Source organism: Pseudomonas sp. SA233 (assembly GCF_054792385.1).
In genome coordinates, this window is sequence record NZ_CP096449.1 from 4925001 (window position 1) to 4951284 (window position 26284).

The window sequence follows — 26284 nt, forward strand, 5'->3', positions numbered from 1 at the left end:
GTGCTTATTCTGTCGGTAACGTCAAAACAGCAAGGTATTAACTTACTGCCCTTCCTCCCAACTTAAAGTGCTTTACAATCCGAAGACCTTCTTCACACACGCGGCATGGCTGGATCAGGCTTTCGCCCATTGTCCAATATTCCCCACTGCTGCCTCCCGTAGGAGTCTGGACCGTGTCTCAGTTCCAGTGTGACTGATCATCCTCTCAGACCAGTTACGGATCGTCGCCTTGGTGAGCCATTACCCCACCAACTAGCTAATCCGACCTAGGCTCATCTGATAGCGCAAGGCCCGAAGGTCCCCTGCTTTCTCCCGTAGGACGTATGCGGTATTAGCGTTCCTTTCGAAACGTTGTCCCCCACTACCAGGCAGATTCCTAGGCATTACTCACCCGTCCGCCGCTGAATCAAGGAGCAAGCTCCCGTCATCCGCTCGACTTGCATGTGTTAGGCCTGCCGCCAGCGTTCAATCTGAGCCATGATCAAACTCTTCAGTTCAATACTGCTTGGGTTTTTAAGAAACCCTAAACTTGGCTCAGCAATCTCAAATGACTATGTGATTTCTCGCATGGCCACTTGTGATGCTGATAATCTTTGTGACTATCAGTCCGTACTCACAAGCACCCACACGAATTGCTTGATTCGATTTGTTAAAGAGCGTTTGGTTAAGAGCGTTTCGTCTCAGCCGAGGCGCGCATTCTACGCTTTCCTCATTTGCTGTCAAGCGTTTATTTTGAAGTTTTTTGCGAGAAACTCGTTTAGCTTCAAACACTTGACTCGCTGCGATCTCTCGTAGCGGGAGGCGAATCATACAGCGTTTAGAAGCGCTGTCAACCATCATCTCAACCGCCGGCGATCATTTGATCGTAGCCCTTTCAACTCTTTCTGAACAACCTAACTTGTTGAATTTCAAGAAGTTTGTCGTTCCGATGTCGCTGGAAGTGGGGCGCATTATAAGGGGATTCGAGAGGGCGTCAACCTTTAATTTCATTTATTTGAAATGTTCCAGGCGAAGACCTTATCAAGGCTACCAGGTGCTCGCCACAACACCTTCTGCGCCTATGAGATCGAGCGCCGCCCGCGCGGCGCTTCGCAGCACAAGGCTGCTCCTACATCTGTTTCGGGCCAGTCTCTCCTGTGCCTGGCGCGCGCGACCGCCTTGTCTGTTCCATTCAACATCGAAGGTTGCGCCTGCTGCTCTTCATCAATCTCCTGCCATGCACCCAGGGTGCGCGCGCCAATGGCGCAGGAATAATTGGCCCGAAACAGATGTAGGAGCAGCCTTGTGCTGCGAAGCGCCGCGCGGGCGGCGCTCGATCTCATAGGCGCCAGAAAACTCAAGGCAGGCACATTTCAAAGGCAATGCCATCTCAAGACAGGCCCTTGCCCCCTCCCCTATCTCCGGCCAATCCTGGGCAGCACCCGCGCAACAGCAGGAACCCGCAACACCATCAACACAGCCCCAATAACCGCATAAATCGCCCACTCCCGCAAATCCGAGCGCACGATCCACAGAAAATGCAGCAAACCCAACCCAAGTATCACGTACACCAACCGGTGCAGCTTCTTCCAACGCATACCCAGGCGCCGCTGGCTATACCGATTCGAGGTAACCGCCAAAGCCAGCAACCCAAGAAACCCAAGCGCACCCACAATTATGTATGGCCGCTTGCGCAACTCCACCGCCAACTGCCCCCAGTCCAACCCAAGGATGAAGAACAGGTAAGCCAGGATGTGCAGCACTATATAGGCAAACACCCACAACCCCAGTTGCCGGCGCACCACGATCCAGCCCGACCATCCCGTCAGCTTCTGCAGCGGCGTCATGCCCAAGGTAACCAGCAGGAAGGTCAGCGCCCCGAGCCCAAGCCGGTCCATCATGATCTTTCCGGGATCAGGCCCTAGCAGATTCATCGCCGCCTCATACAACCACCAGACTGGGAACAGGCATCCCACGATGAAGATGGCCAGACGAAACCAGGGGTAACGCATCAGTAGTTCTTCCGCAGATCAAGCCCGGTATACAGCGACGCCACTTCATCGGCATAGCCATTGAACATCTGGGTTTCCCGCACATTGGGACTGAACAGCCCGCTGGGCAGCCGCCGTTCACGCGCCTGGCTCCAACGCGGGTGGTCGACCGTCGGGTTAACATTGGCATAGAACCCATATTCATCCGGCGCCAGCCCTTCCCAGGTGGTGCCCGGCTGCTCCGCCACCAGGCTGATACGCACGATCGACTTGATGCTCTTGAAGCCATACTTCCACGGCACCACCAGCCGCAACGGCGCGCCATTCTGGTTGGGCAGCTCCCGGCCATACATCCCGACTGCCAGGATCGCTAAAGGATGCATTGCCTCATCCAGGCGCAAGCCTTCTCTATAAGGCCAGTCGATCAAGGCGAACCCCGAGCGCTGCCCCGGCATGTGTTCCGGGTCTTTCAGGGTTTCGAAGCGCACATAACGCGCCTTGGATGTCGGCTCGACCTGCTTGAGCACCTGCGCCAACGGGAAGCCCAGCCACGGAATGACCATCGACCACGCCTCCACGCACCGCAGCCGATAGATGCGCTCCTCGAGCTGGTACGGTTTGACGAAGTCCTCCAGCGCATAGCGGCCGGGCTTACTCACTTCGCCATCGACCACAACGCTCCACGGTTCGGTTTTCAGGCTGTCGCCATTGGCCGCCGGGTCACCCTTGTCGGGCCCGAACTCGTAGAAGTTGTTGTAGTGGGTAGCATCCTTGAACGGCGTGATTGCCTCACCCTTGACCGTTACTGCCTGCCATCGGGTAGCTGCGAGCTTTTCATTGAACCAGCCAGGCGCCCTGCCCGCCTCGACATCGGCGTAACGGCTGGCTTCAGCTGCGCGCGCCATGCTCGGCAAAGCGCCAAGGGCCAGGCCAGCCAACGAGCCACCCAGCAGGGTACGACGGGAGAGGTAGATGCCTTCGGGGGTGATCTCCGACGCCTTGCACTCGGAAGACCTGGGAAGCTTGATGAGCATGAGCGGCTCCACAGCACTGGATAACGGATGTACCAGTAAGACTATGGAGCCGGCGGGTTATTCCAGCATTAAATGATTGTCACGCTTTGCGACGGCGTGACTTCAGCAGGAACTGAATCGGGCCCGAAGCCGCATAGGCAAGGAAGATCAGCAGCAGGATACGCGGCGGGTCGCTGAACACTACGGCAAACACCAGCACCACGGCCAGGATAGCCACGAACGGCACACGCCCCTTCAGGTCCAGCTCCTTGAAGCTGTTGTACTTGATGTTACTGACCATCAGCATGCCGGCAGCAGCCACCAGCAGCGCCACCAGGAACGACAGCTTGGAGCCCTGGATGCCGTAGTCGCTGAACGCCCACACGGTACCCGCGACCACCCCCGCAGCAGCAGGACTGGCAAGGCCGATGAAGTAGCGCTTGTCGGCGGTGCCGACCTGGGTATTGAAGCGTGCCAGGCGCAGTGCTGCACCGGCCACATAGATGAAAGCGACCATCCAGCCAACCTTGCCCATGTCGCCCAGCGCCCAGCCAAAGGCCAGCAAGGCCGGAGCGACACCAAAGGCAACCATGTCCGACAGTGAGTCGTACTCGGCACCAAAGGCGCTCTGTGTGTTGGTCATGCGCGCGACACGGCCATCCAGGCCGTCGAGCACCATGGCCACGAAGATGGCGATCGCAGCGAAGGCAAAGTACTTGCTCGCCTCGCGCGGGTCACCGGCGCTCAGGGCGCTCTGCGCGCTCATCGAGCTGATGATGGAATAGAAACCGGCAAACAGGTTGGCGGTGGTAAACAGATTGGGCAGCAGGTAGATGCCACGATGGCGCACCTTGCGCCCTTCGGCGTCATGCCCTTCTTCAACGTGCTCATCGACAGGTAGCAGGCTTTCGGCGTCGGAGGGCTTGTTCGGCTCTTCGGGACGTTCGCTCATGGAGGGTACCTTGCAACAGGATGGAAAATGTTCGACACGGGCCTGCAAAACAGGTTCTGACGGCAGGCCACTGGTCTGCTTTATACCAGAAGCTGACTGTCAGAACGAAAAAACGCGGCCGAAGCCGCGTTTTTCATCTTTCGATAAGACTTAGTTCTTGGTCTTGTCGACGATTTTGTTAGCCGAGATCCACGGCATCATCGAGCGCAGCTGCTCGCCGATGATTTCGATGCCGTGAGCGGCGTTGTTGCGGCGCTTGGCGGTCATCGATGGGTAGTTGGTAGCACCTTCGGAGATGAACATCTTCGCGTACTCGCCGTCCTGGATGCGCTTCAGGGCGTTGCGCATGGCCTTGCGGGATTCTTCGTTGATGACTTCCGGACCGGTTACGTACTCACCGTACTCGGCGTTGTTGGAGATCGAGTAGTTCATGTTGGCGATGCCGCCTTCGTACATGAGGTCAACGATCAGCTTCAGCTCGTGCAGGCACTCGAAGTAGGCCATTTCCGGCGCGTAGCCAGCTTCGACCAGGGTTTCGAAACCGGCCTTGACCAGCTCTACGGTACCGCCGCACAGAACAGCCTGCTCACCGAACAGGTCGGTTTCGGTCTCGTCCTTGAAGGTGGTTTCGATGATGCCGGTACGGCCGCCGCCTACGCCCGAAGCGTACGACAGGGCAACATTCTTGGCGTTGCCGGAGGCGTCCTGGTAGATGGCGATCAGGTCAGGGATACCGCCGCCCTTGACGAACTCGGAGCGAACGGTGTGGCCCGGGGCCTTCGGCGCGATCATGATCACGTCGAGGTCGGCACGTGGAACAACCTGGTTGTAGTGGATCGAGAAGCCGTGGGAGAAGGCCAGGGTAGCGCCCTTCTTGATGTTCGGCTCGATTTCCTGCTTGTACAGCTGGCCCTGGAACTCGTCCGGGGTCAGGATCATGACCAGGTCGGCAGCAGCGACGGCAGAGGCAACGTCGGTCACTTTCAGGCCATGGGCTTCTGCCTTGGCAACGGTGGCCGAACCTTTACGCAGACCGATGGTGACATCTACACCGGAGTCCTTCAGGTTGCACGCCTGAGCGTGGCCCTGGGAACCGTAACCGATGATGGCGACTTTCTTACCCTGGATGATGGAAAGGTCGCAGTCTTTATCGTAGAAAACTTTCATGAAAATACCCCTGGTTATATCTCGGCCCCTGCGGAGCCATCGCTAATTTTTGAATTCAGATGCTGAGCACTTTGTCGCCACGGGCAATGCCGGTAACGCCGCTGCGCACGGTTTCGAGAATCGATGCAGTGCCGATCGCCTGGATGAAGCTGTCCAGTTTGTCGCTGGTGCCGCTCAGCTGCACGGTGTACACGCTGGCAGTCACATCGACGATCTGGCCACGGAAGATATCCGTGGTGCGCTTGATCTCGGCGCGCTGGGCACCGGTGGCCTTGACCTTGACCAGCATCAGTTCACGCTCGATGTGAGCGCTTTCCGACAGGTCGACGAGCTTGACCACTTCGACCAGCTTGTTCAGGTTCTTGGTGATCTGTTCGATCACTTCGTCATGGCCAACGGTGGTCAGCGTCAGACGCGACAGGGTCGGGTCTTCGGTCGGCGCCACGGTCAGGCTTTCAATGTTGTAGTTACGCTGGGAGAACAGGCCGACCACGCGGGACAACGCACCTGGTTCGTTTTCCAGCAGCAGGGAGATGATGTGCCGCATATCAGGTACGCTCCGTCTTGCTCAGCCACATGTCACGCATCGAGCCATCCTTGATCTGCATCGGATAGACGTGCTCACTGCGGTCAACCGCGATGTCGATGAACACCAGGCGGTCCTTCATCGCAAACGCTTCTTCCAGCTTCGGCTTGAGGTCCTTCAGGCTGGTGATGCGGATACCCACATGGCCATAGGCCTCGGCCAGCTTGATGAAGTCAGGCAGCGACTCGACGTATGAGTGCGAGTGACGACCGTTGTACGCCATGTCCTGCCACTGGCGGACCATGCCCAACACACCGTTGTTCAGGTTGACGATCTTCACCGGAAGCCCGTACTGCATGCAGGTGGACAGCTCCTGGATGTTCATCTGGATGCTGCCTTCGCCGGTCACGCAGGCCACGTCCTGGTCCGGGAAGTTGAGCTTGACGCCCATCGCCGCCGGGAAGCCGAAGCCCATGGTGCCCAGGCCACCGGAGTTGATCCAGCGGTTCGGCTTGTTGAAGCGGTAGTACTGCGCCGCGAACATTTGGTGCTGACCCACGTCGGAGGTGACGAAGGCATCGCCATTGGTCACTTCGCACAGGGTCTCGATGACTTTCTGCGGCTTGATGACATTGCCGTCGCCCTTGTCGTAAGGGAACAGCTCGCCATTGCCACGCCATTCGTCGATCTGCTTCCACCAGGCATCCAACGCCGCCTTGTCAGGCTGCTCGCCGATTTCCTTGAGGATGCCGAGCATTTCGCTGAGCACGCTGTCGACCGGGCCGACGATCGGCACGTCGGCCTTGATCATCTTGGAGATCGACGCCGGGTCGATGTCGATATGGATGATCTTGGCGTTCGGGCAGAACTTGGCCGGGCCGTTGACCACGCGGTCGTCAAAACGGGCACCGACGGCGAAGATGACGTCGGCATGGTGCATGGCCATGTTGGCAGTGAAGCTGCCGTGCATGCCGAGCATGCCGAGGAACTGGCGGTCGGTACCCGGGAAGCCACCCAGACCCATCAGGGTATTGGTGACCGGCAGGTTGAGCGACTTGGCGATTTCGGTCAGGGCTTCGGAGCCACCACCGAGGATCACGCCGCCACCGGAGTAGACGATCGGGCGCTTGGCCGCCAGCAGCATCTCGGCAGCCTTGCGGATCTGGCCGGAGTGGCCGCGTACCGCTGGGCTATAGGAGCGCAGCTTGACCTTTTTCGGGTAGACGTATTCGAACTTCTCGGCCGGGTTGGTCATATCTTTTGGAATGTCGACCACGACCGGACCTGGGCGACCGGATTGCGCCAGGTAGAATGCTTTTTTCAGAACTTCGGGGATTTCGCTGGCATGTTTGATCATGAAGCTGTGCTTCACGATCGGCCGCGAAATACCGATCATGTCGGTTTCCTGGAAGGCATCGGTACCCACCATGGTGCTAGGCACCTGGCCGGACAGGATGACCATCGGAATCGAATCCATGTAGGCGGTGGCAATACCGGTAATGGCATTGGTCGCGCCCGGGCCGGAGGTTACCAGCACCACGCCGGCCTTGCCGGTGGCGCGGGCGTAGCCGTCCGCCATATGGGTAGCCGCCTGCTCATGACGAACCAGGATGTGCTCGACTTCCGGTTCCTTGAACAGCGCGTCGTAAACATGCAGGAGAGCACCACCAGGGTACCCGTAGATGTGCTTAACGCCTTCGTCACGCAAGAAGCGGACGACCATCTCAGCGCCAGATAAAAGCTCCACGTTGTTCACCTCTAAAACGCCAGAATACCGCCCTCACTGGACGGGTCTTAATAGGTTTACTGCCAAGCAGAGCATGAGCGAACGTCAGCACTGACTGAGCAAGTATTGGGAGCGCCCCAGAGTGTTGCGGGGTTTTCCCACCCAGCGCGAGGTAACGCGTTGCGGGGTGTAACAGGTCGGCGCGGGTGTGCGCCTCATGATCTGCTTAGCGGGTCTGCTTCTGGCAGTCCCTCTACAGCGGAGATTGGATTCTTCTGATTCGGCGCCAACAAGTCAAGAAAAATTATTGCCAATTTTTCCCCAAGATGAATTCCTGCCACCACTAAAAATCGCTTCAGCAGCAGAATAAATAAGATTTCCACAAAAAAGGGCCACAATCTGCGGCCCTTGAAGGAAAAACTGAAGAAATCAGGCGGAAGGAGCAATCAATTGGTCAAATGCTGCCAACAGGCGGCGTAGCTCACGACTTTGCTCTGGCCGGTCGGTAAATACCGTTTCAGCCATTACCAGGATGCCGGACGCATTGGGCAGCGGGTGGCCCAGCTCGATGATGATCTTCATCCGCGGCAGGAAGATCCACTGGAGCCACTGCTCGAAACTGAGGGTATCGACTGCGAAAGGCACCGTACTGGCCAGTGCCTCATCGCTTGGCGGCTCGTCATCCCACCAGCCTTGCACCTGCAGCTCACGTTCGATCAGCAGCAAGTGGTCGGCAACATCCAGAATGCGCTGCTCGATCATCACGAATTGACCCGTGCCTTTTGCCGGGCCAGTGCGGCACCAGCGCTGTCACCCTGCTTCTCGCGAGCCTGGGCGATGGTGTTCCACAGCTCGGCCTGCAGGCTCGGGCGGCCGTTGGCGTAAGTCAGGGCACGACGCGCCAACTGCTCGGCCTGCGGTGCATCACCTTGCGACAGGCGTACCTGGGCCAGACGGTACAGTACCTGTGGCTCGCGCGGGGCAATGCGCTGAGCACGCTCCAGGCTCGATGCGGCACCGTTGAAGTCACCGCTGCCCTGCTGGGTCTTCGCGGTGGTCAGCAGCGCCAGCACCGGGCCGTCCAGCTGCTCGTCGGCCGACAGGCCACCGGTAGCAGCACCGCTACGCGGAATACCGGTTGGCGCGCTGGTGCTTTGCGGGGCGCTGTTCATCGCCGCGATGTCGAAGGGTTCGTCGGCGATCGGGTTGGGATTGGTGGTCATTGGTGCCGAAGTGACCGGCCCAGTGGTAATTGGGCCTGGGGTGATCGGCCCCGGGGTAATCGGCGAGGTGCTGATTGGCGCCGCGCCATTGGCCGCCGGGAACGTCTGGATGCCCGAAGCGCCAGCGCCCTGCGGGATCATCACGGTCACGCCGGAGTCTTCAGGCAGCGTTTGAGCCTGCGCAGTACCCGCGTTATAGCCACCCGCAGAGCGATTGGCCGTCACGCGTTCGCTGTTGGACACCCGGGTGCTCGAGTCGACCACCGGAATATTGCCGCGCGGGACGCTGGCGCACCCCTGGAGCACAGCCAGCGCCGTCACGGCAGGAAACAGCCACTTGTTCACGTCACACCTCATCAATGCAGCCTGTGCTTAATTCATCCAGCCCTTGACCCAGTCCATGACCGATTCAACTGGATCCTGCTCGCCGCCGCAGGTCGCGCCGGCGGGCGGTTCACTCCCGCGAATATACGGCATCTGCACCGCTCCCGGACAGCTGCCATCAGACCCATGGCCACTGTACGGGTCAATCCAGGCCTGCACCACGTTGTCCGGTTGCGGCATGTCCAGCGGCAGCGGGTCGGCCTTCTTCATGAAGCTGGTCCACACCTGCAGGGCGCCGGTAGCACCAGTAAATGGCGTCTTGCCGTTATCGTCACGGCCCATCCATACCACGGCCAGCAGGTCTTGGCTGAACCCGGAGAACCAGCTGTCGCGCGAATCGTTACTGGTGCCGGTCTTGCCCGCCAGGGTGAGATTACGCGGCAAAGTGTTGTACACCGAGCGGCCGGTGCCTTCGCGCATCACCCGCTGCATGGCGTTCTGCACCAGATAGATGGCCCCCGGATCGAAGGTTTGCTGGATCTGGAACGGGTAGCGTTTTAGCGGCTCGCCCTCGGCGGTGAGCACGCTGCGGATACCGCGCATCGGGGTATTGAAGCCGCCGTTGGCGATGGTCTGGTACATCGTCGCAACCTGCATTGGCGACATGCCGCCGGCACCCAGCAGCATGGCCGGGAAGGCTGGCCAGTCAACGTTCACTCCCAGCCGGCCAATGGTCTTGATCACGTTGGGCACACCCACTTCCAGGCCGATCTTGGCAGTCGACAGGTTGTAGGAGTTGGCCAGCCCCTGGTACAGGTAGATGGTGCCATGCGGGCGACGATCGTAGTTCTGCGGGCGCCAGACCTGGCCGTCGGCACCTTTGACCGAGAACGGCTCGTCCTGCACCCAACTGGTCAAGGTGTACTTGGTCGGTTGTTCCAGCGCGGTCAGGTACACCGCTGGCTTGACCAGCGAACCGATCGGCCGCACGGCATCAATGGCGCGGTTGAAGCCGGCGAAGCCGGCCTGGCGGCTGCCGATCAGCGCCTGCACCTCACCGGTTTCCGGATTGGTCACGACCATCGCCGACTCAACCTCGTCCGCCCCCTTGCGCCCCGCGAGGCGCTTGAAGGTCTCGCTCATCGAGGTTTCGGCCTTCATCTGCAGGATCGGGTCGAAGCTGGTGAAGATGCGCAGGCCTTCTTCGGTCAAGTCTTCATCGCGGTAGTCCTGGCGCAGCTGACGCTTGACCAGGTCGAGGAAGGCCGGGAACGAGCTGTCTGCCAGGCTGCCGCGCTTGGTCACGCCCAGCGGCATCTTCTTCGCTGCATCGACTTCTGCCTGGCTGGCCACGCCCTGCTCGGCCACCAGGTCGAGCACCAGGTTGCGGCGGGCCAGGGCGCGGTCCGGATAGCGACGCGGGTTGTAGTAGGACGGCCCCTTGACCATGCCCACCAGCAAAGCGATCTGGTGCAACTTCAGCTCAGACAGCGGTTGGCTGAAGAAGAACTGGCTGGCGAGGCCGAAGCCGTGCACCGCACGCTGACCATCCTGGCCGACGAACACCTCGTTGAGGTAGGCCTCGAGGATCTCGCGCTTGTCGTAGTGCAGCTCCAGCAATACGGCCATCATCGCCTCGGTCAGCTTGCGGCTGAGGCTGCGCTCGCTGGTGAGGTAGAAGTTCTTCACCAACTGCTGGGTCAGGGTGCTGCCACCCTGGCGCATGGAACCTGCCGAGGTATTGACCCACATGGCTCGGGCGATGGACTTGGGCGACACCCCGAAGTGGCTGTAGAAATCGCGGTCTTCCGTCGCCACCAGGGTTTCGAGCAGGTACGGCGGTACCTGGTCGATCTTGATCAGGATGCGGTCTTCGAGGTTTTTCGGGTAGATGCCGCCGATCATCAGCGGCTCCAGGCGCACTACGTCGAGCGTCTTGCCGTTGGCGCCGGAAAGGCCCGCCACGTAATCGCCGGAGAAGCGCACACGCACGAATTGCGCCGGCTCCATGCCCTCGTAGAACTGGAAACCACGAGTATTGAGCTCGACGGTATTGCCGTTGACTGCCGCCGCTCCCGGGCCGTTGGCCGCGCTTTCACGCCGGTAGCCGAGCGCGTCCAGCTCGGTGAGGAAGTCGTTCTTGCTCAGTTTCTGGCCGGTGAACAGCTCCAGCGGCCGGGCGTACACCTTGGCCGGGATGGTCCAGCGCTTGCCGGAAAACTTTTCCTGGACAACGGCATCGAGGTAAACCGCGAAGCCGGCGACTATCACCAGGCCGACCAGGCTGAGCTTCAAAGCCCAGCCCAGCCAGGCGCGGGAGCGGCCGGTCGGGCGTTTCTGAGGGGTACGGGGATTTCGAGTTCGGGTCATGGCGGCGGATTATACGCACTTTATAAAGGCTGGGCAGACGCCCACGGCGGTAGGCAGGGGCGGCACCATTGACCATAATGGCGCATTCGAATTCCCTGCCCCCGGAAGGATTTCCCGTGAGCCAAGCCCTTATCACTGCGTTGCAGAACCCAGCCCTGTACCCTCACCCCGTGGATGGGTTCCAGCTCATCGAGACGCATATCTCCTGGGTCCTGCTCACCGGCGAGTATGCCTACAAGATCAAGAAGCCGATGAACTTCGGCTTCCTCGACTTCACCGGCCTGGACCAGCGCCAGCATTTCTGTAACGAAGAATTGCGCCTGAACCAGCGCCTGACCGACGGCCTGTACCTTGAAGTGTTGCCGATCACCGGTAGCGTCGACGCGCCGCAGATCGGTGGTGAAGGTGAAGCCATCGAGTACGTGCTGAAGATGCGTCAGTTCCCGCAGGGGCAGATGCTCAACACCCTGCAGGCCAATGGCGAACTGAACGCCGCGCACATCGACCAGATGGCCCGGCAGATCGCCGAGTTCCACCTGCAGGCCCCACGCGTGCCGGTGGAGCACCCACTGGGCACGCCGGACAGCGTGATGGCACCTGTGGAGCAGAACTTCGAGCAGATTCGCCCGTTCCTCAGCGACAAGGCCGACCTGCAGCAACTCGACGCCCTGCAGGCTTGGGCACGCAGCAGCTTCGAGCGCCTGCATGGCCTGCTGGAAAAGCGCAAGGCCAATGGTTTCATCCGTGAGTGCCACGGTGACATCCACCTGGGCAACGCCACCCTGATCGACGGCAAGGTGGTGATCTTCGACTGCATCGAGTTCAACGAACCGTTCCGCCTGACCGATGTGTACGCCGATACCGGCTTCCTGGCCATGGACCTGGAAGACCGCGGCCTGAAATGCCTGGCCCGCCGCTTCATCAGCCAGTACCTGGAACTGACCGGCGACTACGAAGGCCTGGAACTGCTCAACTTCTACAAAGCCTACCGCGCGCTGGTGCGGGCCAAGGTTGCACTGTTCAGCATGCCAGCCGATGCCGATGGCGTGCAGCGCGCCACCACTCTTCGCACCTACCGCAACTATGCCAACCTGGCAGAAAGCTACAGCGCCATCCCGTCGCGCCTGCTGGCCATTACCCACGGTGTTTCGTCTGTGGGCAAAAGCCACGTGGCCATGCGCATGGTCGAAGCCCTTGGCGCCGTCCGCGTGCGTTCGGATGTGGAGCGCAAGCGCCTGTTCGGTGAACAGCAGCAGGCTGAGGCTGGCCAGCTGAGTACCGGCATCTATGATCAGGACGCCAGTGTCGCGACCTACCAGCGCCTGCACGAGGTGGCAGCGACCGTACTGCGGGCCGGCTTCCCGGTGGTGCTGGATGCCACCTACCTCAAACGTGATCAGCGCCAGGCCGCAGCGGACATCGCCAGCCAGACGGGCGTGCCGTTCCTGATCCTCGACTGCCATGCGCCAGATGCGGTCATCGCCAGCTGGCTGGAGCAGCGCCAGGCAGAAAATACCGACCCGTCGGATGCCACCCTGGAAGTGGTCAAAGCTCAGCAGGCCAGTCGTGAGCCACTGGATGCGCAGGAGCTGGTGCAGAGCACCCGCGTCGATACCCAGAGCGCCGGGAGCATGGACCAGGTGATCGAGCAGATTCGCCAGCGCTTGCCTGGGCTGTAAGGTCGGCGCTTTCCTGTGCCGGCCTATTCGCGGGTGAACCCGCTCCCACAGGTACTGCCTCAGTCGTGAGGCTTGCAGATAACCTTGTGGGAGCGGGTTTACCCGCGAAGAGGCCGGCACAGGACATCTCGTCGCCCCCTATGGCAAAAGGCCGCGCATTTCCTATCCCCCGCTACACTCCTCTCTGACCTGCTCGCGATTTATCCCCCAATCCCCGTTCAGCCATCGCAAGGAGGCTCGATGAACGATGAATTGCAGCATCTGAAGAACCTTGGCAAGACCTCTGCGCAGTGGCTGCATGCAGCCGGCATCCACAGTGCATCGGATCTGCGCCGCCTGGGCGCGGTAGGTGCGTACCAGGCCGTGAAGACACGAGGGTTCCGCGCATCGAAGGTGCTGTTGTATGCCATTGAAGGCGCCCTGCTGGACATGCACTGGAACGATTTGCCGCTGGAGCGCAAAGAAGCGCTCAACCAACAACTGGATGCGAAAAGCCCTGCGCAAAAAAATCAGAAATAATCTCGGGAAAGGGATTGACGTCGAAATGAGAATAGTTATGATTATCACAACTGGTCGCGAGACTGGTTGGATAAGCTAAGAGCCCCTGGTTCGGACTCTCAGATTATCTCCTCATCAGGCTAATCACGGTTATTGACCCGGCAATTTGCCGGGTCTTTTTTTGCCTTTTACAGCCCCGTCACCGCAGTTGCGCGCAATAGTCCTGCTCCGGCATCGCTGCCGTGTACCACACAAAATCAGCCTCGCCTGCCTCGACCTGCTCACCAACCTCGGCTAGCAGTAGCACCTTGCTCTCCCCCTGCGCTTGCAGGTCAGCCAAGTGCAACGGTACACCCAGGTCCTTGCGCACGTGATAGGCCCCGGCCAGCAGCAGTGCTGGCTGCGGCGCCGCCAGCAAGCGCTCGGCCATGCGCCGGTCGCGCTGCTGCTGCACGGCCAGCATCGCCGGCAACTGGCTTTCTGGCAGCATCCCGCAATGCCCGGCACGCACATGCTCCAGCAAGGCGGCCTTGACCGTCGGCGCATTGGAGCGTTCGCCCGGTAACAAAGCCGGCTGACGATAGGCCTGGCGCATCTCGCCGGGCGAGAGGTTGGCGGCCAGCACAGGCACCCGCTGCTGCAAAGCCTCGGTCACGATTGGCCCGTACAGCTGCCAATCCCAGCCGTCCTGCCAGGCCAGGGCCTTGGGCAGGTCTGCCGGCAAAGGTTGCCCCGCGAGCTCGTCCAGCAGCGGTTGCTGCTCGGGTTGCAGCATTTCCAGCAGCAGGCTGCCCTGCACACGTTGGCCTTGCAGGGCGCGCAGCATCCACAGCTGCAGTGCGTGATGGTCGGGGTTGTCGTGTTTCTCGCCGACCAGTACCCGGGGAGCGGTAGACAGGCGCTGCACCAGTTGCTCAGGGCTGATCAGCTGACCATCAGCAAGATCGACGATATGCCCCAGCTCGGCATGGCTGCGCCCCTCACTGCTCTGCCAGGCGGGCAGGGGCGGCAGGCTGGCCTGGCAGCCAACCAGCTCCAGCACCAGGCACAGCGAGAAAGCGGACAGCAGCGGATGTCGCATGGGCAATACCTCCATTCATGGCCTGCACGAGCCCTTGTAGGAGCGGCCTTGTGTCGCGAAAGGGCCGCAAAGCGGCCCCAGATTTTCAGCAGTGATGCACAAATTGCCGGGGCTGCTCTGCAGCCCTTTCGCGACACAAGGCCGCTCCTACAAAGATCGCGCCAGCGTTAGCGGGTGATGATCAGCGGATGCCCACGCTCCGGGTGCGCCTGTACCAGTACGTCGATCCCGTATACCGCCTTCAACGCCGCCGGCGTCAGCACTGCTTCGGGTGAGGCAAAGGCATGGCAGCGCCCCTGCTCCAGCAGCAGGATACGATCACAGTAGCGCGCCGCCAGGTTCAGGTCATGCAGGATCACCAGCACCGCGGCGCCACGGTCGGCAAAGCGGCGCACGGCTTCGAGGGTGGTGTGCTGGTGCAACGGGTCGAGCATCGAGGTTGGCTCGTCCAGCAGCAGCGTTGAACCCGCCTCGCCCGGCCACAGCTGCGCCAGCACCCGAGCCAGGTGCACTCTTTGCCGCTCGCCGCCAGACAACGCCAGGTAACTACGCGCCACCAGGTGCCAGGCATCCGCTGCCCGCAAGGCCGCTTCGACGATTTCAGCATCGCGCCGCTGCCCGGTGCCATGGGGCATGCGCCCCATACCCACCACTTCCTCGACCCGGAACGAGAACCCCAGGCTGGACACCTGCGGCAACACCGCCAGGCGCCTGGCTCGCTCCTGCCCTGCCCAGTCCGCCAGTGGCCTGCCCTGTAGCGTCACCCGCCCGTGATCGGGCGCCAGCTCACCACACAGTACTCCTAGCAGGCTGCTCTTGCCGGCACCGTTGGGGCCGAGCACGCCCACCACCTGCCCCTGGCTCAGCTGCAGATGAATGTCATGCAGCACTTCGTTGCTGCCCCGCCGCAAGTACAGCCCCTCGGCTTGCAACATCAACTGCGCCCTCGTATCAGCAGGAACAGGAAGAACGGTGCGCCGATAAAGGCCGTGACGATGCCGATCGGCAGCTCGGCAGGCGCCAGCAGCAGCCGCGCCGCCAAATCGGCGAACAGCATCAGCGCACCGCCAGCCAACAAGGAGGCTGGCAGCACCACACGGTGATCAGGCCCGGCCAGCAGGCGCACCAGGTGCGGCACCACCAGGCCGATGAAACCGATCAGCCCTGCTGCCGCCACCGCCGCACCCACGCCCAGCGCCGTGCAGAACACCAGCTCGCGCTTGAGCCGCTCCACGTCAATGCCCAGGTGACGCGCCTCCGATTCACCAAGCAGCATGGCATTCAACGCCTTGGCCCGACATGGCAACCACACTGCCACGCCCGCAGCCACCAGCAGCAAAGGCCACAGCCGCTGGTAACTGGCACCATTGAGGCTGCCCAGGTTCCAGAAGGTCAGCGTGCGCAGCGTGGCGTCGTCGGCCAGGTAGGAGAACAACCCCACGGCAGCACCGCCCAGCGCGGTCATGGCCACACCGGCCAGCAGCATCGTGGCGACGTTGGTCTGGCCGTCGCGTCGCCCCAGACGATAAACCAGCGCAGTCACGCCCAGCCCGCCGATGAAAGCGCACAGCGACAACAGGTAAGGGGCAAGCACATCCGGCATGCCGCCCAGCCAACTGCCGCCAACGATGGCCACCGCCGCGCCCACCGCTGCTCCGGCGGCAACCCCTACCAGCCCGGGGTCGGCCAGAGGGTTACGGAACAGCCCCTGCATGGCCACACCAGACAGCGCCAGCACCGCGCCGACCGCCAACCCCAGTAAGGTGCGCGGCAGGCGGATCTGGCCGAGGATCATCTCGGCCTGCTGCAGGCCGTCAGCGGCAATGGGCAACCCCAGCAGGCGCAAGCCGGCACGCAGGGTATCGAACAACGGCAGGCTGACCGGCCCCAAGGCCAAAGACAACCACACCGCCAACAGGCACAACAGGCCCAGGCAAACGAACAGTGTGCGTGGCCGGACCCGTTGTTTCATTGGTAGAGGCTGATCTTGGCGGCCGGATAGAAGGTAGCCGCAAGCAACCGAAGTGTTGCCGGCAGGCGTGGCCCGAGCCCGCCGACCAACAGTGTCGGGTCAAGCGATACCAGGCGTTTCTCTCGCACGGCGCGCGAGGTCGCCAGCGCGGGGTTTTCTTTGAGCAACGCCTTCAAGGCTTGGTCATCGGCCAGCGCCCGGTCGGAAAACACGATCACATCCGGGTCCAGCGCAGCCAGTGCTTCGCTAGAGAAATTCTTGTAGCCCTGATGTTCTGCCAAGTTGCGCCCGCCTGCCTGGCTCAGCAGCCAGTCGCCGGCGGTACCCTGCCCGGCGATCAGCGGCTTGGCACCCGCATGCCCGACCAGCAGCAACACTCCTGGCGCCTTCTGCCCGGCCTGGGCCTGCCTGACCCTGGCCTGCAAGGCATCGAGCTGCTGGTGGTAACCCGACGCCAAGACCGCGGCCTGCTCTTCTGCGCCCAGCAATTGCCCCAGATGCTTGAGGTTTTCATCCACCGCCGCCACCTCGGCTTTGCTGGAGAACAGTTCGACCCGCACGCCAGCCTTGCGGATTTGCGCCAGTACCGGTGGCGGCCCCATTTCTTCGGTGCCCACCAGCACATCCGGGCGCAGGCTTAGAACGCCTTCCGCAGACAACTGCCGCTGGTAGCCGACGCTAGGCAGTGACTTCAGCGATTGCGGGTGCTGGCTGGTGGTGTCCACACCCACCAAGCGCGCTTCACCGCCAAGTGCGCTGATCCATTCGCTCAGTGCGCCACCAGCGCTGACCCAACGCTGCGGCAGCTCGGCCGCGAGGGCCTGGGTGGACAGCACAACGCTCGCGCACAGAGCGAGCAAGGCGACAGGACGGCGCATCATCGGGTTCCTTCTGCAGGCGAGCCGCGCGCCTTGTGGCGAGCGACGGAACTGCGCACCATAGGCAGCCGGGCGCAGCGAATATGGACAATTTGATAATTATTCGCATTGAAGCGTCAAGCCATCACTTGTTCCACGAGTCGTCCTTGCCATGCACTTCCTTTGTACCTCCCACGGCCTGGCCGAAGGCCATAGCCGAGCCTTCAGCGTAGACGGCATCGAACTGTTCGGCGTGCGCCGCCAGGGCCAGGTGTACCTCTACCGCAACCGTTGCCCGCACCGCGGTATCCCGCTGAACTGGGTGGAAGATGCGTTTCTCGATGACAGCGCCAGCCTGATTCACTGCGCCCATCATGGCGCGCTGTTCCTGATCGAAAGTGGAGAATGCGTGGCCGGGCCGTGCGAAGGCGAGCAACTGCAGGCCCTGGGCTGCCACGAGGACAGCCAGGGCATCTGGCTCAAGGGGTAAGCAGCACCGGCAGGCGGCGGTCGATGACAATGCCTTCGGAGTCCAGGCGTGCGCCGTAGGCCAGCACCTCCACGCCATCTGAAACTGCCGCGCGCAGGGCCTGGGCATAAGCCGCATCGATTTCCTCGGCCGGGCGCACCGCGTCGATACCGGTCAGGTTCACACAATACAGCTGCACAGCCCGCACGCCCTGCCTGGCCAACTTCGCCAGCTCTCGCAGGTGCTTGGCGCCGCGCTGGGTCACCGCATCAGGAAAGGCCGCGACCGTGCTGGCTGGGTAGCCCAGCGTCACGCTCTTCACCTCGACATAGGCCGGGGCACCGTCGAACTCCAGGCGAAAGTCGATGCGGCTGCCTTCCTCGCCGTAGGCCACCTCACGCCTTAGCGCACTGAAGCCGGCCAGTTCGGCGATGATGCCGGCATGCAGTGCCTCTTCTACCAGCGCATTGGCCCGCCCAGTATTCACACAGGCCAGCCGCCCCTGCGGGGTTTCGCTGATTTCCCAAGTGCCCGGGAGCTTGCGCTTGGGGTCGTTGGAGCGGCTGAACAACACCTGCCCGCCTTCACGCATGCAGTTGAGCATGGAGCCGGTGTTGGGGCAGTGGATGGTGAGTTGTTCGCCGCCGGGCAGTTCGATATCCGCCAGAAAGCGTTTGTAGCGGCGCAGCAGGCGGCCCTGTTCGAGTGGGGGATGGAACTGCATCAGCCTTGCCAGCTCCGCAGGCCGCGGGCAATCCGCTGCACCGCCTCTTCCAGGCGCGGCAGGCTCTGGGTGTAGGCAAAGCGCACATGGTGGCCGGCCAGGTGACGGCCGAAGTCCAGGCCCGGGGTGAAGGCCAGGTGCTCGGTCTCCAGGAAGTGCCGGCAGAAGGCGAACGCGTCACCGCCAAAGGCACTGATGTCGGCATACAGGTAGAACGCCCCCTGCGGCTCGACGGCAATGCGGAAACCCAGTTCGCGCAGGGCGGGCAACAGGTAGTCGCGGCGGCGGGCGAACTCGGCGCGGCGCTCCTCGAAAATGGCCAGGGTTTCGGGCTGGAAACACGCCAGCGCGGCATGTTGGGCCATGCTTGGCGCACTGATGTACAGGTTTTGTGCCAGCTTCTCCAGGTCGGCCACCGCGCCAGGAGGCGCCACCAGCCAGCCGAGGCGCCAACCGGTCATGCCGAAATACTTGGAAAAACTATTCAGGACGAATGCCGAGTCGTCCACTTCCAGCACGCTGGGCGCGTCCATGCCATAGGTCAGCCCGTGGTAAATCTCGTCCACAACCAGATGGCCATGCCGTTCACGGGTGGCGCGGGACAGACTGGTCAGCTCGTCCCGCCCCAGCACCGTGCCCGTCGGGTTGGCCGGCGAGGCGACCAGGGCTCCGACCGTGTCCTTGTCCCAGTAGCGGTCGACAAGGTCGGCAGTCAGCTGGTAATTCACGTCCGGACCCACCGGCACAAGCTGCGCCCCGCCCTCGACCAGGCGCAGGAAGTGGCGGTTGCACGGGTAGCCTGGGTCGGCCAGCAGCCAATGTTTGCCTGGGTCGACCAGCAGACTGCTGGCCAGCAGCAGCGCACCGGAGCCCCCCGGGGTGATGAGGATGCGTTCAGGGTCGACACTCAGGCCGTAACGCTGGCCATAGAACCCGGCAATGGCTTCGCGCAGTGCCGGCAGGCCGCGTGCGGCGGTGTAGCGGGTGTGCCCGGCGGCCAGTGCTGCCTGGCCGGCGGCAACGATGGGCGCGGCCGTGGTGAAGTCCGGCTCGCCGATTTCCAGGTGGATCACATCGTGTCCGGCCGCCTGCAGCTCGTTGGCCCGGGCCAGCAGCGCCATGACGTGGAAGGGTTCGATGGCGCGGCTGCGCGCACTGTAGGGGTGGGCCATGACCTTCTCTCAATTGGGTCTAAACTGGAGATTCTACCTCTGCACGCCACCGAACGTGCGGCTCAGGCCGCTGTCAATTACCAGGATCGGGCGGGGTAGCGCACCCCCGATCTATCTGGTAAGTTCGGCGGCTCGCAGTCGCAGGGCCGGCGGGTGCCGGAGATGGAGCAGCCTGCGCATTGGATCAGATGAGTGAGAGGCGGTCTATTCATGTCCACCGTAGAAAAGCAAAAAGCCCAGACCATGTACGGTGTCGAGCCCTACGTAGAATCCAAAGGTGAAGAGTACATGGGCGAGCCCATGAAGAAGCACTTCACCAAGCTTCTCGGCGCCTGGAAGCAAGAGCTGATGACCAGTGTGGACCGCACTGTGGACCACATGAAGGACGAGGCAGCCAACTTCCCCGACCCGGCCGACCGTGCCAGTCAGGAAGAAGAATTCGCCCTGGAGCTGCGCAACCGCGATCGCGAGCGCAAGCTGATCAAGAAAATCGACAAGACCCTCGACAAGATCAAGGCCGACGAGTACGGCTGGTGCGAATCGTGCGGCATCGAGATCGGCCTGCGTCGCCTGGAGGCCCGCCCTACCGCCGACCTGTGCTTCGACTGCAAGGAAATCGCCGAGAAAAAGGAAAAGACGGTCGGCAAAGGCTGATCTTTCTTTCCACCTGAACGGGGCGCATCATGCGCCCCGTTTCATTTTATATGCCCAGCCTGACCATGACCCACTCAAGCTACATCGGGCGTTTCGCCCCCACCCCCAGCGGCTTCCTGCACTTCGGCTCGCTGGTCGCCGCCCTCGCCTCCTGGCTCGATGCCCGCGCCGTGAACGGCCGCTGGCTGCTGCGCATGGAAGACACCGACCCGCCTCGGGAAATGCCCGGTGCTCGCGATGCGATCCTGCAGACCCTGGAGCGCTACGGCCTGGAGTGGGACGGCGAAGTGGTGTTCCAGAGCCAGCGGCACGATGCCTATGCCGCGGTAGTCGACCGCCTGTTCAACATGGGCCTGGCCTACGCCTGCACCTGCTCGCGCAAGCAGCTTGAGGGTTACAACGGTATCTACCCGGGCCTTTGCCGCAATGCCGGGCATGCTAGGGATGGCGCAGCGATCCGCCTGCGCGTGCCAGAGCTGATCTACCGCTTTACCGACCGCGTACAGGGCGAGTTCCAGCAGCACCTGGGGCGTGAAGTGGGCGATTTCGTCATCCAGCGCCGCGACGGGCTGTATGCCTACCAACTGGCGGTGGTACTGGACGATGCCTGGCAAGGTGTTACCGACATCGTGCGTGGCGCCGACCTGCTCGACAACACCCCGCGCCAGCTGTACCTGCAAGAGTTGCTGGGCTTCTCGCAGCCGCGTTACCTGCATATTCCGCTGATCGTGCAGCCGGACGGGCACAAGCTGGGCAAGTCGTACCGCTCGCCGCCGCTGCAGGCGGACCAGGCGACACCGCTGTTGCTGCGGGCGTTGCGGGCGCTGGGGCAGGAAGCAGACCCCGAGTTGTTGCTGGCAACGCCGGCGGAGGTATTGGCGGTAGCTCGCAAACAGTGGCGGCCCGAGGCGATTGCACAGCGGACCACGGTGCCAGAGGCTGATTTGCGCTGAGGCAGGCCCGGCCCTTTCGCGGGTAAACCCGCTCCCACAGGGCCCTCACCACACCTGAGGAAAGCGCATTACCTGTGGGAGCGGGTTCACCCGCGAAGAGGCCGGCACAAGCAACCCACCCCTCAAAAACAAAAGCTCAATAAATTCAACCTCTTGGCGAACACTATGGATTCCCGCTAGCATCCCCCCAGCCATTTGCGCCAATAATAAGTCCAAGCCCGCAGCGCCCAACCATCGAGGCCAGCATGTACATCTATCGTTTGGTCCTGCTTCTGGTCGTGGGGATCTACCTGTTCTCCCCGGCCATCATGGACTGGTGGATCGAACCGACCGGAGCCTGGTACCGCCCTTACCTGCTCTGGCTGATCCTGATCGTCGTCACCTTCATCCTGCAGAGCCAACGAGATGCCGATGAGCTTTAGCCTGACCCAGATGATCCTGATCAGCGCCGCGTACCTCATGGTGCTGTTCGGTGTGGCCTGGATCAGCGAGCGGGGGTTGATCCCGCGCTCGATCATTCGCCACCCGCTGACCTACACCCTGTCGCTGGGCGTATACGCCAGTGCCTGGGCCTTCTATGGCTCGGTGGGCCTGGCCTACCAGTACGGCTACGGCTTCCTTGCCTGTTACCTGGGGGTGTCCGGCGCGTTCCTGCTGGCGCCAGTGCTGCTCTATCCGATCCTGAAGATCACCCGTACCTACCAGCTGTCCTCGCTGGCCGACCTGCTGGCGTTCCGCTTTCGCAGCACCTGGGCCGGGGCGCTGACCACCATCATCATGCTCATCGGCGTTCTGCCCTTGCTGGCCCTGCAGATCCAGGCGGTAGCCGACTCGATCAGTATCCTTACCGGTGAGCCGGTCAAGGCACGGGTGGCCTTCGCCTTCTGTACGCTCATCATCCTGTTCACCATCTTCTTCGGCTCGCGGCACATCGCCACACGCGAAAAGCACGAAGGGCTGGTGTTCGCCATCGCCTTCGAGTCGGTGATCAAGCTGCTGGCCCTGGGCGGTATCGGCCTGTATGCCCTGTATGGCGTGTTCGGCGGCCCGCACGAACTGGAAGTGTGGCTGCTGCAGAACCAGACCGCCCTGGCCGCTCTGCATACGCCGCTGCAGGAAGGTCCATGGCGCACCTTGCTACTGGTGTTCTTCGCCTCGGCCATCGTCATGCCGCACATGTACCACATGGCCTTCACCGAAAACCTCAACCCGCGCTCGCTGGTCAGCGCCAGCTGGGGCCTGCCGCTGTTCCTGCTGCTGATGAGCCTGGCCGTGCCGCTGGTGCTGTGGGCCGGCCTGCGCCTGGGCGCCACCACCAACCCCGAATACTTCACCCTGGGCCTGGGGCTTGCCGCCAACAACCAGGCACTGGCGCTGCTGGCCTACATCGGCGGCTTGTCGGCCGCCAGCGGGCTTATCATCGTCACAACCCTGGCGCTGTCGGGCATGGCCCTCAACCACCTGGTGCTGCCGCTGTACCAGCCGCCGGCCGAAGGCAACATCTACCGCTGGCTGAAGTGGACCCGCCGCGCGCTGATCGTCGCCATCATCACCGCGGGCTTCATGTTCTACCTCACCCAGAACAACCACCAGAGCCTGGCCAACCTGGGCATCGTCGCCTTCGTGGCCACGTTGCAGTTCCTGCCGGGCGTGCTGTCGGTGCTGTACTGGCCGACTGCCAACCGCCGTGGCTTCATCGCCGGCCTGCTGGCCGGCACCCTGGTGTGGATGGTGACCATGCTGCTGCCATTGCTGGGCAACCTGCAGGGCTTCTACATCCCGCTGCTGGACATGATCTACGTGCTGGACGACACCAGCTGGCACATGGCGGCCATCGCCTCGCTGGCGGCCAACGTGCTGTTGTTCACCCTGATCTCGCTGTTCACCAACGCCAGCAACGAAGAGGTAAGCGCCGCCGAAGCCTGCGCAGTGGACAATGTGCGCCGCCCGCAACGCCGCGAGCTGCACGCCGCCTCGCCACAGGAGTTCGCCACCCAACTGGCCAAGCCGCTGGGCGCCAAGGCCGCACAGAAGGAAGTGGAACAGGCCCTGCGCGATCTCTACCTGCCGTTCGACGAGCGCCGCCCCTATGCCTTGCGCCGCCTGCGCGACCGCATCGAGGCCAACCTGTCCGGCCTGATGGGGCCGAGCGTGGCCCAGGACATGGTCGAGACCTTCCTGCCGTACAAGTCCGGTAACGAAAACTACGTGACCGAGGACATCCACTTTATCGAAAGCCGCCTGGAAGACTACCACTCCCGCCTGACCGGCCTGGCCGCCGAGCTTGACGCCCTGCGCCGCTACCACCGCCAGACCCTGCAGGAACTGCCCATGGGCGTCTGCTCGCTGGCCAAGGACCAGGAAATCCTGATGTGGAACAAGGCCATGGAAGAGCTCACCGGCATCGCCGCCAAGCACGTGGTCGGCTCGCGCCTGGTCACCATCAGCGAACCCTGGCGCGGCCTGCTACAAGGCTTCATCAACGTGCCAGACGAGCACCTGCACAAGCAGCGCCTGGCGCTGGACGGCCAGCCGCGCTGGCTGAACCTGCACAAGGCGGCCATCGACGAGCCGCTGGCCCCGGGCAACAGCGGCCTGGTACTGCTGGTGGAGGATCTTACCGAAACCCAGGCCCTGGAAGACAAATTGGTGCACTCCGAACGCCTGGCCAGCATCGGCCGTCTGGCCGCCGGCGTGGCCCACGAAATCGGCAACCCGATCACCGGCATCGCCTGCCTGGCGCAGAACCTGCGCGAAGAGCGTGAGGGCGATGGCGAAATCATCGAGCTGTCCAGCCAGATTCTCGAACAGACCAAGCGGGTATCGCGCATCGTCCAGTCGCTGATGAGTTTCGCCCATGCCGGCGGCAGCCACCAGAACAGCGAAGAACCGGTATGCCTGGCCGAAGTGGCGCAGGACGCCATCGGTCTGCTGGCGTTGAACCGGCGCAATTTCGAAGTACAGTTCTTCAACCTCTGCGACCCGGAGCACTGGGCCGAAGGGGACCCGCAGCGCCTGGCCCAGGTGCTGATCAACCTGCTCTCCAACGCCCGCGACGCATCAAAGCCCGGCAGCGCCGTGCGCGTGCGCAGCGAAGTCAGCGAGCACACCGTCGACCTGATCGTCGAAGATGAGGGCAGCGGGATCCCGAAGAACATCATGGACCGCCTGTTCGAACCCTTCTTCACCACCAAGGACCCGGGCGAAGGAACCGGACTGGGGCTTGCTCTGGTCTATTCCATCGTGGAAGAGCATTATGGGCAAATCACCATCGACAGCCCGGCCGATATCGAACGGCAACGTGGCACCCGGATCCGCGTGACCCTGCCCCGGCATGTCGTAGCGACGTCCCCTGAAATTCGAGACCGTCGAGAGAATTGAATCAATGCCGCACATTCTGATCGTCGAAGACGAAACCATCATCCGCTCGGCCTTGCGTCGCCTGCTCGAACGGAACCAGTACCAGGTCAGCGAAGCCGGCTCGGTGCAGGAAGCCCAGGAACGCTTCAGCATTGCCACCTTCGACCTGATCGTCAGCGACCTGCGCCTGCCAGGCGCACCCGGCACCGAACTGATCAAGCTCGGCCAAGGCACCCCGGTGCTGATCATGACCAGCTACGCCAGCCTGCGCTCGGCGGTAGACTCGATGAAAATGGGCGCGGTGGACTACATCGCCAAGCCCTTCGACCACGACGAGATGCTGCAAGCGGTGGCGCGTATCCTGCGCGACCGGCAGAACGCTCCGGCTGCCGCACCGGCGGCCGAGCCACGCGCCACCAATGGCAAGGCCGCCCCGGCCGACAAAGGCAGCGCGGCAGCCGCCAACGGCGAAATCGGCATCATCGGCTCGTGCCCGCCGATGCAGGACATGTACAGCAAGATCCGCAAGGTCGCGCCCACCGATTCCAACGTGCTGATCCAGGGCGAGTCGGGCACCGGTAAAGAGTTGGTCGCACGCGCCCTGCACAACCTGTCGCGTCGGGCCAAGGCACCAATGATTTCGGTGAACTGTGCGGCCATTCCCGAGACACTGATCGAGTCCGAGCTGTTCGGCCACGAGAAAGGCGCGTTCACCGGCGCCAGCGCCGGGCGCGCTGGCCTGGTGGAGGCTGCCGATGGCGGTACCCTGTTCCTCGACGAAATCGGCGAACTGCCGCTGGAAGCCCAGGCCCGCCTGCTGCGCGTGCTGCAGGAAGGCGAGATTCGCCGGGTGGGTTCGGTACAGTCGCAAAAGGTCGATGTACGCCTGATCGCCGCGACCCACCGCGACCTGAAGAACCTGGCCAAGGCCGGCCAGTTCCGTGAAGACCTGTATTACCGCCTGCACGTGATCGCCCTGAAACTGCCTGCCCTGCGCGAGCGCGGCAGCGACGTCAACGAGATCGCCAGCGCCTTCCTAGCCCGCCAGAGCGCGCGCATCGGCCGCGACGACCTGCACTTCTCGGCCGAAGCCGAGCAGGCCATTCGTCACTACAGCTGGCCGGGTAACGTGCGAGAGCTGGAGAACGCCGTGGAGCGTGCGGTGATCCTCAGCGAGAGTGCGGAAATTTCCGCCGACCTGCTGGGCATCGACATCGAGCTGGGTGACCTGGAGGAGGACGAAATCCTCGATAACGCCCTGGTCGGGGCCAGTACGGCCAATGCCAGCCATGAGCCGACCGAGGACCTGTCGCTGGAAGACTACTTCCAGCACTTCGTGCTCGAGCATCAGGACCACATGACCGAGACCGAGCTGGCCCGCAAGCTCGGAGTCAGCCGCAAGTGCCTGTGGGAACGCCGCCAGCGCCTGGGTATCCCGCGGCGCAAGAGCAACGCTACCAGCGAGTAACCGCGCTGCCTGGGCGGGAGGCTCCTCCTGCCCCTGTCTACAACCTCTCCAGCCTCTTCGCGGTCATGCCCGCTCTCATAGAACAACACATGACTCATTGGTTCGGCGAGGTTCTGTAGGAGCAGC

Annotated in this window: 23 protein-coding genes and 1 rRNA gene (1 of these 24 running past the window's edge); 8 read left to right on the top strand and 16 right to left on the bottom strand. The window is 62.4% G+C overall.

Annotated elements, in window-relative coordinates; genetic code table 11:
- From M1D87_RS22600 to mrcB, 10 genes are all read right to left on the bottom strand, one after another.
- Positions 1 to 497, bottom strand: a 16S ribosomal RNA gene (locus tag M1D87_RS22600) (it extends 1040 nt beyond the left edge of the window).
- 897 nt (positions 498 to 1394) lie between these two features.
- Positions 1395 to 1991 (bottom strand): protein-methionine-sulfoxide reductase heme-binding subunit MsrQ, encoded by a 597-nt coding sequence (gene msrQ, locus M1D87_RS22605; protein ID WP_123085588.1) that lies wholly within the window; start codon positions 1989 to 1991, stop codon positions 1395 to 1397.
- Positions 1991 to 3004, bottom strand: coding sequence for a protein-methionine-sulfoxide reductase catalytic subunit MsrP (msrP, locus tag M1D87_RS22610; protein ID WP_039615234.1), 1014 nt, complete (start codon positions 3002 to 3004; stop codon positions 1991 to 1993). Before msrP ends, msrQ begins: the two co-directional genes overlap by 1 nt.
- Positions 3005 to 3083: 79 nt before the next feature.
- The gene (gene pssA, locus M1D87_RS22615) at positions 3084 to 3935 is read right to left on the bottom strand and encodes a CDP-diacylglycerol--serine O-phosphatidyltransferase (RefSeq protein ID WP_009685387.1); all 852 of its coding nucleotides are present in this window, start codon (positions 3933 to 3935) and stop codon (positions 3084 to 3086) included.
- A 150-nt stretch (positions 3936 to 4085) separates the two neighbouring features.
- On the bottom strand, positions 4086 to 5102 hold the full coding sequence (gene ilvC / locus M1D87_RS22620; protein WP_013974255.1) for a ketol-acid reductoisomerase: 1017 nt from the start codon (positions 5100 to 5102) through the stop codon (positions 4086 to 4088).
- A gap of 55 nt (positions 5103 to 5157) precedes the next feature.
- Positions 5158 to 5649: an acetolactate synthase small subunit gene (gene ilvN / locus M1D87_RS22625; protein WP_003250040.1), complete on the bottom strand. Its 492-nt coding sequence runs from the start codon at positions 5647 to 5649 to the stop codon at positions 5158 to 5160.
- 1 nt (position 5650) lies between these two features.
- The gene (locus M1D87_RS22630) at positions 5651 to 7375 is read right to left on the bottom strand and encodes an acetolactate synthase 3 large subunit (RefSeq protein WP_015271834.1); all 1725 of its coding nucleotides are present in this window, start codon (positions 7373 to 7375) and stop codon (positions 5651 to 5653) included.
- A 408-nt stretch (positions 7376 to 7783) separates the two neighbouring features.
- The gene (locus tag M1D87_RS22635) at positions 7784 to 8116 is read right to left on the bottom strand and encodes a YqcC family protein (RefSeq protein WP_031324603.1); all 333 of its coding nucleotides are present in this window, start codon (positions 8114 to 8116) and stop codon (positions 7784 to 7786) included.
- On the bottom strand, positions 8116 to 8934 hold the full coding sequence (locus M1D87_RS22640; protein ID WP_039615235.1) for a tetratricopeptide repeat protein: 819 nt from the start codon (positions 8932 to 8934) through the stop codon (positions 8116 to 8118). Before M1D87_RS22640 ends, M1D87_RS22635 begins: the two co-directional genes overlap by 1 nt.
- Before the next feature lie 15 nt (positions 8935 to 8949).
- A complete protein-coding gene (gene mrcB, locus M1D87_RS22645) occupies positions 8950 to 11271 on the bottom strand; it encodes a penicillin-binding protein 1B (RefSeq protein WP_023661650.1) in 2322 nt (773 codons plus the stop codon).
- 116 nt (positions 11272 to 11387) lie between these two features.
- Between mrcB and M1D87_RS22650 the strand changes: the two genes are divergently transcribed.
- Both M1D87_RS22650 and M1D87_RS22655 read left to right on the top strand, forming a co-directional pair.
- The gene (locus M1D87_RS22650) at positions 11388 to 12950 is read left to right on the top strand and encodes a bifunctional aminoglycoside phosphotransferase/ATP-binding protein (RefSeq protein WP_123085589.1); all 1563 of its coding nucleotides are present in this window, start codon (positions 11388 to 11390) and stop codon (positions 12948 to 12950) included.
- Between the two features lie 240 nt (positions 12951 to 13190).
- Positions 13191 to 13469: a TfoX/Sxy family protein gene (locus tag M1D87_RS22655; protein ID WP_013974260.1), complete on the top strand. Its 279-nt coding sequence runs from the start codon at positions 13191 to 13193 to the stop codon at positions 13467 to 13469.
- Between the two features lie 178 nt (positions 13470 to 13647).
- Here the strand turns inward: M1D87_RS22655 and M1D87_RS22660 are convergent, their stop codons facing one another.
- The 4 genes from M1D87_RS22660 to M1D87_RS22675 all read right to left on the bottom strand — a co-directional run bounded on the left by M1D87_RS22660 (position 13648) and on the right by M1D87_RS22675 (position 17382).
- Positions 13648 to 14529: a ChaN family lipoprotein gene (locus M1D87_RS22660; protein WP_123085590.1), complete on the bottom strand. Its 882-nt coding sequence runs from the start codon at positions 14527 to 14529 to the stop codon at positions 13648 to 13650.
- A 167-nt stretch (positions 14530 to 14696) separates the two neighbouring features.
- Positions 14697 to 15464: a heme ABC transporter ATP-binding protein gene (locus M1D87_RS22665; protein WP_123085591.1), complete on the bottom strand. Its 768-nt coding sequence runs from the start codon at positions 15462 to 15464 to the stop codon at positions 14697 to 14699.
- Positions 15464 to 16447 carry a FecCD family ABC transporter permease gene (locus M1D87_RS22670; protein WP_183596764.1) on the bottom strand — a complete coding sequence of 328 codons (984 nt, stop codon included), beginning with the start codon at positions 16445 to 16447 and terminating at the stop codon, positions 15464 to 15466. Before M1D87_RS22670 ends, M1D87_RS22665 begins: the two co-directional genes overlap by 1 nt.
- A gap of 50 nt (positions 16448 to 16497) precedes the next feature.
- A complete protein-coding gene (locus tag M1D87_RS22675; RefSeq protein ID WP_123085593.1) occupies positions 16498 to 17382 on the bottom strand; it encodes a heme/hemin ABC transporter substrate-binding protein in 885 nt (294 codons plus the stop codon).
- Positions 17383 to 17530: 148 nt separating this feature from the next.
- Between M1D87_RS22675 and M1D87_RS22680 the strand changes: the two genes are divergently transcribed.
- Positions 17531 to 17848: a Rieske (2Fe-2S) protein gene (locus M1D87_RS22680; RefSeq protein ID WP_015271842.1), complete on the top strand. Its 318-nt coding sequence runs from the start codon at positions 17531 to 17533 to the stop codon at positions 17846 to 17848.
- On the opposite strand, the gene sfsA is transcribed toward M1D87_RS22680, so the two are convergent.
- A complete protein-coding gene (sfsA, locus tag M1D87_RS22685) occupies positions 17838 to 18551 on the bottom strand; it encodes a DNA/RNA nuclease SfsA (protein WP_123085594.1) in 714 nt (237 codons plus the stop codon). The two genes, M1D87_RS22680 and sfsA, sit on opposite strands and share 11 nt — an antisense overlap.
- Positions 18551 to 19723, bottom strand: a complete 1173-nt coding sequence (locus M1D87_RS22690; protein WP_061551392.1) for a pyridoxal phosphate-dependent aminotransferase — start codon at positions 19721 to 19723, stop codon at positions 18551 to 18553. Before M1D87_RS22690 ends, sfsA begins: the two co-directional genes overlap by 1 nt.
- 210 nt (positions 19724 to 19933) lie before the next feature.
- Between M1D87_RS22690 and dksA the strand changes: the two genes are divergently transcribed.
- From dksA to M1D87_RS22715, 5 genes are all read left to right on the top strand, one after another.
- Complete coding sequence (gene dksA / locus M1D87_RS22695; protein ID WP_003259209.1) at positions 19934 to 20377, top strand: RNA polymerase-binding protein DksA; 444 nt, start codon at positions 19934 to 19936, stop codon at positions 20375 to 20377.
- A 65-nt stretch (positions 20378 to 20442) separates the two neighbouring features.
- The gene (gene gluQRS / locus M1D87_RS22700; protein WP_161795766.1) at positions 20443 to 21330 is read left to right on the top strand and encodes a tRNA glutamyl-Q(34) synthetase GluQRS; all 888 of its coding nucleotides are present in this window, start codon (positions 20443 to 20445) and stop codon (positions 21328 to 21330) included.
- A 245-nt stretch (positions 21331 to 21575) separates the two neighbouring features.
- Positions 21576 to 21752, top strand: coding sequence for a hypothetical protein (locus tag M1D87_RS22705; protein WP_003250005.1), 177 nt, complete (start codon positions 21576 to 21578; stop codon positions 21750 to 21752).
- On the top strand, positions 21736 to 24711 hold the full coding sequence (locus M1D87_RS22710; protein WP_023661523.1) for a sensor histidine kinase: 2976 nt from the start codon (positions 21736 to 21738) through the stop codon (positions 24709 to 24711). The genes M1D87_RS22705 and M1D87_RS22710 overlap by 17 nt, the downstream gene beginning before the upstream one ends.
- 4 nt (positions 24712 to 24715) lie before the next feature.
- The gene (locus tag M1D87_RS22715) at positions 24716 to 26158 is read left to right on the top strand and encodes a sigma-54-dependent transcriptional regulator (RefSeq protein ID WP_061551391.1); all 1443 of its coding nucleotides are present in this window, start codon (positions 24716 to 24718) and stop codon (positions 26156 to 26158) included.
- Positions 26159 to 26284: the final 126 nt, after the last annotated feature.

Bases quoted from the DNA above. Each gene is read 5' to 3' on its own strand.
- sfsA (WP_123085594.1), bottom strand. From the start codon at position 18,551: ATGCAGTTCCATCCCCCACTCGAACAGGGCCGCCTGCTGCGCCGCTAC.
- pssA (WP_009685387.1), bottom strand. From the start codon at position 3,935: ATGAGCGAACGTCCCGAAGAGCCGAACAAGCCCTCCGACGCCGAAAGC.
- M1D87_RS22705 (WP_003250005.1), top strand. From the start codon at position 21,576: ATGTACATCTATCGTTTGGTCCTGCTTCTGGTCGTGGGGATCTACCTG.
- dksA (WP_003259209.1), top strand. From the start codon at position 19,934: ATGTCCACCGTAGAAAAGCAAAAAGCCCAGACCATGTACGGTGTCGAG.
- M1D87_RS22655 (WP_013974260.1), top strand. From the start codon at position 13,191: ATGAACGATGAATTGCAGCATCTGAAGAACCTTGGCAAGACCTCTGCG.
- msrQ (WP_123085588.1), bottom strand. From the start codon at position 1,991: ATGCGTTACCCCTGGTTTCGTCTGGCCATCTTCATCGTGGGATGCCTG.
- M1D87_RS22690 (WP_061551392.1), bottom strand. From the start codon at position 19,723: ATGGCCCACCCCTACAGTGCGCGCAGCCGCGCCATCGAACCCTTCCAC.
- M1D87_RS22680 (WP_015271842.1), top strand. From the start codon at position 17,531: ATGCACTTCCTTTGTACCTCCCACGGCCTGGCCGAAGGCCATAGCCGA.
- gluQRS (WP_161795766.1), top strand. From the start codon at position 20,443: ATGACCCACTCAAGCTACATCGGGCGTTTCGCCCCCACCCCCAGCGGC.
- M1D87_RS22710 (WP_023661523.1), top strand. From the start codon at position 21,736: ATGCCGATGAGCTTTAGCCTGACCCAGATGATCCTGATCAGCGCCGCG.
- mrcB (WP_023661650.1), bottom strand. From the start codon at position 11,271: ATGACCCGAACTCGAAATCCCCGTACCCCTCAGAAACGCCCGACCGGC.
- M1D87_RS22635 (WP_031324603.1), bottom strand. From the start codon at position 8,116: ATGATCGAGCAGCGCATTCTGGATGTTGCCGACCACTTGCTGCTGATC.
- M1D87_RS22675 (WP_123085593.1), bottom strand. From the start codon at position 17,382: ATGATGCGCCGTCCTGTCGCCTTGCTCGCTCTGTGCGCGAGCGTTGTG.
- M1D87_RS22640 (WP_039615235.1), bottom strand. From the start codon at position 8,934: ATGAGGTGTGACGTGAACAAGTGGCTGTTTCCTGCCGTGACGGCGCTG.
- ilvN (WP_003250040.1), bottom strand. From the start codon at position 5,649: ATGCGGCACATCATCTCCCTGCTGCTGGAAAACGAACCAGGTGCGTTG.
- M1D87_RS22715 (WP_061551391.1), top strand. From the start codon at position 24,716: ATGCCGCACATTCTGATCGTCGAAGACGAAACCATCATCCGCTCGGCC.
- M1D87_RS22660 (WP_123085590.1), bottom strand. From the start codon at position 14,529: ATGCGACATCCGCTGCTGTCCGCTTTCTCGCTGTGCCTGGTGCTGGAG.
- ilvC (WP_013974255.1), bottom strand. From the start codon at position 5,102: ATGAAAGTTTTCTACGATAAAGACTGCGACCTTTCCATCATCCAGGGT.
- msrP (WP_039615234.1), bottom strand. From the start codon at position 3,004: ATGCTCATCAAGCTTCCCAGGTCTTCCGAGTGCAAGGCGTCGGAGATC.
- M1D87_RS22665 (WP_123085591.1), bottom strand. From the start codon at position 15,464: ATGTTGCAAGCCGAGGGGCTGTACTTGCGGCGGGGCAGCAACGAAGTG.